The sequence below is a fragment of the Streptomyces sp. RLA012 genome (assembly GCF_056270325.1).
In genome coordinates this window covers 5,280,932-5,290,512 of the sequence record NZ_JBWDPA010000002.1, presented here as the reverse complement: position 1 = coordinate 5,290,512, position 9,581 = coordinate 5,280,932, and the positions used below count along the sequence as shown (strand labels likewise).

The window sequence follows — 9,581 nt, the reverse complement described above, 5'->3', positions numbered from 1 at the left end:
AGCCGGCCGGACCCTTCGACTCCCGAAGGAGTACGTACATCGTGACTGAGAATCCCGTGTTCCCGCCCCCCGGCGAGCCGGAGGGCACCGACGAGCGGACGGCCGACGTGCTGCCGTTCCCGCTCAAGAAGCCCCCCGCACCCTCGGCCGTCCCCGAGGAGCCTGCCGAGGGCGACGTGAAGCCGGGCGAGTGGGAGGCCGAACTCCCCGACACCGACGACCCGGAAGGCGAAGGACTCACCGACGGGGCCCCGGTCGACCCGCCGCGCGAGGTATACCCGCCTTCCGTCGCGGAGTGGATGGAGGCCAAGGACAAGACGCGCCTTGCGGTGCTGCCGGACTGGGTCAAGCTCCCCGACCAGCGCACGGCTGTCCGCAAGTGGGCCATGCGCCACTACTCGGCTGTGATCGGCTACCACGCCGTTCGCCTGCCCTGCATCTACACGCCGAAGATCCTGTGGTACTCGCCGCGCGGCGCGTGGCGCTGGTCAACGGCCATCGGCCGGTGGGTGTTCGACGCGGAGGGCAAGGGGCTGCGCCTGGCCTCCGTGGCCAACGAGGACGCGGCCGAATACCTGAAGCTCTCGCGGCAGCGCAACGACCGCGTGCGGCTGCGGGGCATCGTCGCTGCGATCGCCTCGCTGGTCGGTCTCGCCGCCACGCTGACCCTGTACGTCATGGCGCCGTCGTGGCTGTTGCTGCTGGCCGTGGCGACGCTGACGACCACGCTCGGGGCGGTCGGGGCGCCGGCCGACCGGCCGCTGATCGACCTGGCCAAGGTGACGTTCCGCAAGCGGCGACTGTCCTCGGACATCGTCATCCGCGCCCACGAAGCGGCGGGTCTGACCAGCAAAGACCAGTCCATCGCGTTCCCGCGGCCGATCGGCCGCGACGGCGACGGGTGGCGCGTCATCGTCGACCTGCCGTTTGGTAGGACGTTCGGGGATGCGCTGAAGGCGCACGGCCGTCTCGCGTCCGGGATGGACATCGCCTCGACTCAGCTCTTCCTGGACAAGGACGAGACGAGCAACCGGCGGGTGTCGTACTGGATCGCCGACCGCGACCCGCTCGCCGTCCCGTCCGGCAAGTCGCCGCTGCTGGGGGCGACCCGCGTCGACTTCTGGAAGCCGTTCCCGTGGGGTGTCGACGAGCGCGGCAACGCGGTCATGGCCACGATGTTGTGGCTGTCGCTGCTGGTCGGCGCCGTCCCGCGGCAGGGCAAGACGTTCTCCGCGCGGACCATCGCGCTCGCCGCCGCACTTGATCCGTACGTCAGGTTGTACGTGTTTGACGGGAAGGCGTCGCCGGACTGGCGCAAGTTCGCGCTGGTCGCGCACCGGATCGGGTTCGGCATCGTCCCGAAGAACGGCATCGACCCGGTGGGGCATCTGCTGACCTCGCTGCGGGAGTTGAAGGCAGACGTTGAGGACCGCTACCACCGGCTCTCGGAACTGCCGCTGCACATCTGCCCGGAGGGCAAGCTCACCCCGGAGATCAGCCGGGACAAGAAGCTGAACATGCCCCTCACGCTGTTCGTGGTGGACGAGGTGCAGGAGTACTTGCAGCACCCCGAGCACGGCAAGGAAATCTTGTCGCTGCTGGTCTACCTCGCCCGGGTCGCCCCGGCCGTGGGGGTGTCCGTGATGACGTCCACGCAGAAGCCGGACGACAAGGCGTGCCCCTCGGAGCTGCGTGACCAGCATCAGGCGCGGTTCGCGCTGCGGGTCGGCGCCTATCAGGTGTCGGACACGATCCTTGGTGCCGGTTCGTACAGCGAGGGTCTGGACGCGTCCAAGCTGCTCAAGTCCCACAAGGGCGTGGGCCTGCTCAAGGGCATGTCCGACGATGCCGGGATCGTGCGTACGTACCTCGCCGACGGCCGCGACGCGGAGCGCATCCTCACCCGTGCTGCCGCGCTGCGGGAGGCCGAGGGCACGCTGTCCGGCGACGCGGCCGGCGAGGCACCGGCGCCGGAAGTGTCCGCGACGGTCCTGGACGACGTCGCGCAGGTGCTGGGCAAGGGCGAGGTCAAGGTGTGGTCGGAGACCATCGTCGACCGCCTCGCCGACCTGCGCCCCGAGACTTACGGGCCGTGGGCCGAGCTGGAGGCCAAGCCGAAGGCGGAAGCACTCACCGCAGCGCTCAAGCCGTACGGCGTGGCCACCGAACAGATCAGCCGCCGCATCGACGGCAAGACCGTCAACAAGCGCGGGATCAAGCGCGAGGACCTCGCCACCGCGATTACACAGCGCAACGAAAAGCGGGATGCCGGATAGCTCTCCGGGGTCGCTTGCGCAAGCATCGCCCGTCGCTTGCGCAAGCGACCCTGCTAGCGACCAAAACGGCACCTGATCAGGTCGCTAGCAAGTAGCGGCCCACCTGCGGAAACCCTCAAAACCCGCCTGAGAGGCCCCTGATGAACCTTCCCCTCCTCGCTGTCGCATGCCTACTCGCTGTCACGCTCGGTTACGGCGGTAAGTGCTGGCTGAGCCCGTTCGGCGACTGCCGCAAGTGCCGTGGCATGGGCCACGAACTCAAGACCGACCGCAAGGGACACCTCAAGCGCGGCCGTGACTGCCGCCGCTGCAAGGCGACCGGCAAGCGCATACGCGTCGGCCGCTGGATCTACAACCGCGCCGCGCGCACCTACCGCGCCGGCACCCGCTGAGCCCACCCCGGAGGACCCATGGTCGTCACCATTCCGCTCGTGCTGCTGCTCGCCGCCGCGCTCGCCGTGCTGCTGCGCTTCAAGGCCGTCGGAGCCGGAGCGGCCGTCGTCGCCGCGCTCTTCGGCTTCTACCTCGCCGCCACCGACGCGAGCGACACCGTCAACCAGCTCGTCACCGCCGTCACCGGCGCCCTCGCCGACACCGGCCGATAGACAGGGAGACCAGGACATGAACGAACCCACCACGCCCTACGACTGGCACCACCCGGCCGTGCGTGACGCGGCGGCCGTGGAAGTCCACCACCCCGCGCCCCTCGCCCCGGTGCAGCACACCGCGCCGCTCATGCCCGTGCAGCCGGGGCACGTCCCGTCCGTGGCGAGCATCGTCCTGCCCGACGGACGGGTCGTCACCGGCTACGCGATCAGCCCCGTGCAGCCCGAGCCCCTGGCGGCCAAGCCGGCCGTCTCGCGTACGGCGGTGAACGTCGCGTTGGGCGGCGTCGGGTTCCTCGCCGTATGCGGCGGACTGCTGCTGCTCACGTCGTTCATCGCGGCCCTGACCGCGTTCATCACGCAACTGATCGCCCTCGCCGCCGTCATCTTCGGCGGCTGGATCGCCGTACAGATCTTCACCGCCGGCGGCCACAGCGGCGGCAACACCTTCCACATCCGCAAGGCCGTGATCAAGCGCAACCACTTCCACGGCTGAACAACCAGACAGGAGACCCATGTTCGAGATCCGTACCCCTTGGCCGACAGCGGAGCAGGCGTACGCCGACGCCCCCAGCATCCTCAGCGAGATCGGATGGACGGCACGCACCCTCGCCGCCCTGGAGTGCTTCACCGCGCTGGACCGGGACTTCTACCTGCGCAAGGCCGCGCTGCTCGACCGCATCGCGCTGCTGGACGAACCCGACACCCCCGGCGACGTCACCGACACCGCCGTTGCGGCGGCCGTGTTCCTGATGGACATCGACCAGCCGGGCGTGATCTGCGACCCGCGCGTCTACGTCCGCCAGCAGTACGCCCTCAGCCTCACCGCCGACGACCAGTAGCTACGCCAAGGGCGGCCCCCTCGTCTCGCCAAAGATCCGGGGCCGCCCTTGCCAACCAGTCCACAACAGACCTGTTGGAGGCATCCAGCATGACTCATCACCCCCCATCCGCGCTGCTGTCCGCAGCGCTGGAGGCCGCCGAACGCGGTTGGTACGTCTTCCCGCTCCGGGTCGGCAGCAAGCGGCCCGCGCTGCACGGTGAGAGGTCGTGCCCCCGCACCGGCCTGTGCGCGAGCGGCCACGCCAAGTGGGAGCAGCGCGCCACGACCGATGCGGACCGTATCCGTGCGGCCTGGTCGCACGGGCCGTTCAACGTGGGCATCGCCACCGGCCCTTCACGGCTGGTTGTCGTAGACCTGGACGTACCCAAGAACCAGGACAAGGGCAGTGAGGGCACGCCTGACGGCGTGGCGACCTTTGAGGCGCTCTGCGAGCGCACCGGTCACGCCGTGCCCGACACCTACCGGACGCGGACCGCGAGCGGCGGCAGGCACCTGTATTTCACCGCGCCGGCGGGCGTGCGGCTGGCCAACACGGCAGGCACCATTGCCCCGTTGGTCGACACTCGGGCGTGGGGCGGCTACGTGGTCGCGGCGGGCAGCATCACCCCCGCCGGACCGTACGAAGCCATAGGTGGCTCCGTGGCGGCCCCTGCGCCCGGATGGCTGCTGAGCATCCTGAAACCGGCCCCCAGGGCCGTACGGGCGCCCTCAGTGGCCGTAGCGGGGCAATCCAGTCGATACGCTGACATTGCGTTGGCCAACGAGACGCGCAGCATCGCGGGGGCCCAACTCGGGGAACGCGAGGCGAAGTTGTTCCGGGCAGCGCGAGCTTTGGGGCGGTTCATCGCGTGGGGCGACCTCCCCCGACACGTGGTCGAGAACGCTCTTCAGGAGGCGGGAGAGGCGGGCGGACTGTCAGCGTCCGAGTGCCGCTCCACTCTGCGCAGTGCACTGGACTGGTCCATCGCCCACAACCAGCGTCGCCGGGATGCGGCATGAGCGCCCGCCGGCATCCCCCTCTGAAGAGCATCACCCACCCCCCGACCGGTCCGCAGGACGCTCCACAGCCTGTGGACGCTCCGGCCGTGGGCGACCCGAAGGGTGTCGCCGTAGGCGTCCTCATTGCTGTTCGTCCTGACCCGCAGACCGGAGACGGCCGCTACCCCGTCGCGTGGCTGACCATCCGCGTCCCGTACCGCGCCGTGCCCACCGCGAACTCGTGGTGCGCGTGCGGCCGTGACCGCAACGCCACCGGAAACGCCGACGTGTGGGCCCTGATCGCCGACCACGAAGCACATCGCGACACCTGCCCGCTCCGCACCCCCCAGGAAGGGAAGGCCGCCGCATGACCGACACCATCGACGGCGCCGCGCTGCTCGACGAGGTGGAAGCCTTCCACCGCCGCTTCAACGTCTTCCCCCACGAGGCCGCTTACGTCGCCGTGGCGCTGTGGGACGCGCACGCCCACCTGCTCGACTGCTTCGACTCGACACCACGTCTGGCGTTCCTGTCGCCGGAGCCGGGGTCAGGGAAGTCGCGGGCGCTGGAGGTTGTGGAGACCCTCGTACCGGCGCCGATGACGGCGGTGAACGCGTCCGCTGCCGCTCTGTTTCGGTCCGTGTCCAACCCGAACGGCCGGCCCACGATCCTGTTTGACGAAATCGACACGGTCTTTGGGCCCAAGGCGGGCGACAACGAAGAGTTGCGCGGGTTCCTCAACGCAGGTCACCGCCGTACCGGGGTCACCTACCGGTGCATCGGCGACGGCGGCAACCAGACCGTTCAGGCCTTCCCCTCGTACTGCGGGGTCGCGGTCGCCGGACTCGGCAACCTGCCCGACACGATCATGACCCGCTCCATCATCATCCGGATGCGCCGGCGGGCCCGCAACGAACGCGTGGAAGCCTTCCGCGCCCGCCTCCACGAGGCGGAGGGGCACGCGTTGCGGGACCGGCTCGCCCAATGGGCCGAACACGCACGCGGGTTCGTCATGGGGGCATGGCCGGAGATGCCCGACGGCGTCTCCGACCGGCCGGCGGACGTGTGGGAATCCCTGCTCGCCATCGCCGATGCGGCCGGCGGACAGTGGCCCGAGCGGGCACGCGCGGCATGCGTGACGCTGGTGACCGCCTCACGGGCCAACGACAAAGGAAGCCTCGGGGTTCGGCTGCTGACTGATCTGCGTGATCACGTCATGGTCGGCATCGACCGCCTGCCCACCGTCGCCATCCTGGACCGGCTCAACGCCCTCGATGACGCCCCGTGGGCCGATCTGCACGGTAAGCCGCTCGACAACCGGCGCCTGTCGAAGATGCTCGCGGAGTACATGACGGCGGACACCGAGCCGATCGCCTCCCGCAACATCAAAACCGCCGGAAGCGTCCTAAAGGGCTACTACGCCACCGATCTACACGACGCGTGGGCCCGCTACTGCCCCCCACCCCCGGAAACTCCGCTACCTCCGCTACCCGGCACCGAAAACCTGGCCTGACCAGCGACAACGGGGTAGCGGCAACCGGCCCCGGTTGCCGCTACCCCGCCGCTACCCGTCCGCTACCGCTACCCCTTCCCGCTACCTCAGGCAGGCCCCTGACCTGCGACGTAGCGGCGGTAGCGGAAGTAGCGGACTTGACGGGAGGGGGCAGAGCCCTCCGACTCCCCGCTGAGGAGGTATCGCCGGATGAGCACCGCCACCGCACCTGCTGAACAACTCCTCTACAGGCCCGAAGAGGCCGCAAAAGCTCTCAGGATCGGCCGCTCGATGGTCTATGAGGAAATACGCCTCGGACGACTCCAGACCGTTCGCATCGGTCGTCGTCGACTCGTGCCGCCTGAGTACATCTCGCAGTACGTCGAACTCCTCAAGCGCGAGGCAGAAGCCACCGCCTGAACTTCCCATCACCCGAGTTGCGCAGGGCCGCACCCTTCAGGGTGCGGCCCTGCGCTATGGAGGCACGACAGAGCATGACCGACACCCCGAAGCGCGCCCAAAGGGCTGGCCATGGTGCGGACACCATCTATTGGGACCCGGCCAAGAAGAGTTTCGTGGGGGCCGTTTCCCTGGGACACGGCCCGAACGGCAAGCGCCGTCGACCGAAGGTGTACGGCAAGACGAAGACCGAAGTGCGCCAGAAGATCCGGGATTTGAAGAAGGAGGTGCAGACCGGCGTCAAGGCGCCGGCCAACTACACCGTGGCCGACGCGGTGAACGACTGGTTGGAGCGCGGGCTTAAGGGGCGCGACGTGAAGGGCACCATCGGCAAGAACCGCTCGATGGCGAACAAGCACCTAATCCCGTTCATCGGCAAGGCCAAGCTGAAGGAACTCAGCGCGGATGACGTGGACGACTGGTTGGACGGCAGGGCCGAATTCCTCGCGACGCGCACCCTGCGGGACCTGCTCGCCATCCTTCGCCGTTCCATCTCGCATGCTCAGCGCAGGGACAAGGCCGCCCGGAACGTCGCCCTACTCGTCACCGCACCGGAGGGGCGCCCCGGCCGTCCGAGCAAGGCGATGAACTTGGAGCAGGCGAAGGCGGTACTCATTGCTGCCCGGCCGTCGCGGCTGTACGCCTACCTCGTGCTCTCGTTCCTCAGCGGCGTGCGCACAGAAGAGGCGAGACCCCTCGCGTGGGATCACGTTTTCCTGGAGACAGCGAACAACATCCCGCCCCATGTCGCAGTGTGGCGTTCGGTGCGCAAACACGGCGAGACCAAGACCAGGAAGAGCCGACGGACTATCGCTCTGCCGAAGATGGTGGTCGAAGTACTCGAAGAACACATGCGGTGGCAGAAGCAGGAGCGGGCCGCGCAAGGGAAGGAGTGGGACCCGAGCGGGCTCGTGTTCACGACTCGGAGCGGCGAACCGCTCGATGCTGCCAACGTCCGGCGCGATTTCCGCGCCATCATCGCCAAGGCCGCCAAGCTGCCTGGCGTCGACCTGAAGCCGCACGAGTGGACGACTCGGGAGACGCGGCAGAGCTTCGTGTCTCTGCTCTCTGACCATGGCATCCCGCTGGAGACCATCGCGCTGTTGGTCGGACACACGAGCCAGGCAACTACAGAGGCGGTCTACCGCAAGCAGCTCCGACCGGTGATCACGAAGGGTGCCGAAGCGATGGACGACATCTTCGCCGAGAATCAGGAAGGGGAGGACGCGGAGGGCGAGGAAGAGGGCGACGCGGTGGCCTGACTCAATCCCTTTGGCCCCCTGTTTGGCCCCCCGTGCATGAAAGAGGCCCATTCGCGATCAAGCGAATGGGCCTCTGACCTGTGTCGGGGTGGCGGGATTTGAACCCACGACCTCTTCGTCCCGAAGCAATCTTGGTAGTCGTCGGGCCAGGGACGGGCGCGGCGCTGACCTGCGGGGGCTGTCCCTGAACGTGCGTGGACGTGCGCCACCGTACGCGGTCGTTGTCACGCAGTTAGACACGCATAGTCGAGTGCGTTCGGTCGGGAGCGCGACCCATCGAGACGGCTCATCGGGGCATGAAACCGGGCTTCTCTTCGGCGAGCGCTCGCAGGTGTGAGAGGTAGCCCTGCGCCGCTGGTTCGGCGCTGTACCGGCGACGCATCTCGGCAGCGAGTTCGCGGCTGGTCATGATGAGCGACGGCACCGATTGCCGGTCGCCTTGAAGGGCGCGTTCGCCCATGAGGAGTGCCTGCTCCAAGTCACCTTCACGCGCCGCCGCGACGCCCAGCGTCACCCGTGCTTCCGCGTTCCGCATCGGCGAACGCTCGATCCCGTCGAAGTCGGTACCGACCCTCAGCACCTCTTCGGCGAGCGTGCGAGCGAGCTTGTCCTCGCCGACCAGGCGGTAACAGTCCATCGCGTAGAAATCGAACTTGGCAGGGTCGACCACGAAGTGGTTATCCAGGTTCTCGGGGTGCGGCATCGCTTCGAGCAGTCGCCGCCCCTTGTCCAAGGCCACCTCAACTTGCCGGCGGTCCCCGATCCGTGCCCACGCTTTGGCTTCTTGCGCTGCCAACTGCACGGCCACACTGTGGTGCGGTGCCACTTCTGCCCCGGCTTGCGAGGCAGTGATGACGCCCCGGTAGTCGCCAGTCGTGAGGGCGAACCATGCCCGCATCTCGTGGGCCCACCCGGCTACTTCGGCATGCTCGGACTCGGTCGCGAGCGAGAGGGCCGCACGGCGCGTCGACTCAGCGGCGTGGCGGTCACCGATGTCGTACTCGACACAGCCGACGAGCAGGGCGAGCCAACCGGACAGCGCGAGTACTTCCCGGTGCTGGGTAAGCGTGAGGCTCTTCGAGTGCAGGTCGACCACCCGGCGAAGCCACTGTCGACCCTCGATGAGAAGCTGCGCGCTCGGCATGAACGGGTACTCCGAGCACAGCCGGTCCACCGTGATTCGCAGCGCGTCAAGCGTGCCGTTGTCTACGTCGGAGCGGTTGAGGCGGCTCATGATTTCGAGGGTTTCCATGCCGCTGACGGCGAGGATCTCCTTGCCCCCGTCACGCCGCGAAGGCGCGGGGAAGAGCGCGTGTGTCACGGTGCCGAAGAGGGCCGCGATGATCGGTTGGTAGAAGTCGTTCGGCATCTGGCCCGACTCCCACCGCTTCCACTGGCGAATCATGCTCTCGTCCGCCGGAAGCTCAGCGGGAGCGTGCGCACGCAGGGCCTTGACCGCGTCACGCTGCGACCAGTCCCGCGCCGCTCGTTCGGCAGCGATGCGCCGAGCCCATGCGGGCCTGTCGTCGGTCATGTGCCCTCCTCCGGGTTCCTGCTCCGAGTCTCGCGCACGAGCAGGGGGGACAGGGAAGGGGACAGGGGGGTGTCACCGGACATGTCCCCGGGCGCGTATGCCGTCCCTGGTGCGCCACCTGTTCCACGCAT

General features: G+C 68.4%; 11 protein-coding genes. 10 read left to right on the top strand and 1 reads right to left on the bottom strand.

Annotated elements, in window-relative coordinates; translation table 11 throughout:
- Window positions 1-41 precede the first annotated feature (41 nt).
- From RV986_RS24110 to RV986_RS24065, 10 genes are all read left to right on the top strand, one after another.
- Window positions 42-2,276: a cell division protein FtsK gene (locus RV986_RS24110; RefSeq protein WP_475919391.1), complete on the top strand. Its 2,235-nt coding sequence runs from the start codon at window positions 42-44 to the stop codon at window positions 2,274-2,276.
- A gap of 140 nt (window positions 2,277-2,416) precedes the next feature.
- Window positions 2,417-2,668, top strand: coding sequence for a hypothetical protein (locus RV986_RS24105; protein ID WP_475919390.1), 252 nt, complete (start codon window positions 2,417-2,419; stop codon window positions 2,666-2,668).
- An 18-nt stretch (window positions 2,669-2,686) separates the two neighbouring features.
- Window positions 2,687-2,881 carry a hypothetical protein gene (locus RV986_RS24100; protein WP_475919389.1) on the top strand — a complete coding sequence of 65 codons (195 nt, stop codon included), beginning with the start codon at window positions 2,687-2,689 and terminating at the stop codon, window positions 2,879-2,881.
- Between the two features lie 16 nt (window positions 2,882-2,897).
- Window positions 2,898-3,377: a hypothetical protein gene (locus RV986_RS24095; RefSeq protein WP_475919388.1), complete on the top strand. Its 480-nt coding sequence runs from the start codon at window positions 2,898-2,900 to the stop codon at window positions 3,375-3,377.
- A gap of 19 nt (window positions 3,378-3,396) precedes the next feature.
- A complete protein-coding gene (locus RV986_RS24090; RefSeq protein WP_475919387.1) occupies window positions 3,397-3,723 on the top strand; it encodes a hypothetical protein in 327 nt (108 codons plus the stop codon).
- A gap of 89 nt (window positions 3,724-3,812) precedes the next feature.
- The gene (locus tag RV986_RS24085) at window positions 3,813-4,724 is read left to right on the top strand and encodes a bifunctional DNA primase/polymerase (protein ID WP_475919386.1); all 912 of its coding nucleotides are present in this window, start codon (window positions 3,813-3,815) and stop codon (window positions 4,722-4,724) included.
- Window positions 4,725-4,810: 86 nt separating this feature from the next.
- Window positions 4,811-5,074 (top strand): hypothetical protein, encoded by a 264-nt coding sequence (locus tag RV986_RS24080; protein WP_475919385.1) that lies wholly within the window; start codon window positions 4,811-4,813, stop codon window positions 5,072-5,074.
- Window positions 5,071-6,216: a DUF3631 domain-containing protein gene (locus tag RV986_RS24075; protein ID WP_475919384.1), complete on the top strand. Its 1,146-nt coding sequence runs from the start codon at window positions 5,071-5,073 to the stop codon at window positions 6,214-6,216. The genes RV986_RS24080 and RV986_RS24075 overlap by 4 nt, the downstream gene beginning before the upstream one ends.
- 189 nt (window positions 6,217-6,405) lie before the next feature.
- Window positions 6,406-6,615, top strand: coding sequence for a helix-turn-helix domain-containing protein (locus tag RV986_RS24070; RefSeq protein WP_450622815.1), 210 nt, complete (start codon window positions 6,406-6,408; stop codon window positions 6,613-6,615).
- A 74-nt stretch (window positions 6,616-6,689) separates the two neighbouring features.
- A complete protein-coding gene (locus RV986_RS24065; RefSeq protein ID WP_475919383.1) occupies window positions 6,690-7,916 on the top strand; it encodes a site-specific integrase in 1,227 nt (408 codons plus the stop codon).
- Between the two features lie 286 nt (window positions 7,917-8,202).
- Here RV986_RS24065 and RV986_RS24060 read toward each other — a convergent pair whose 3' ends face one another.
- Complete coding sequence (locus RV986_RS24060) at window positions 8,203-9,450, bottom strand: XRE family transcriptional regulator (protein WP_475919382.1); 1,248 nt, start codon at window positions 9,448-9,450, stop codon at window positions 8,203-8,205.
- Window positions 9,451-9,581 lie beyond the last annotated feature (131 nt).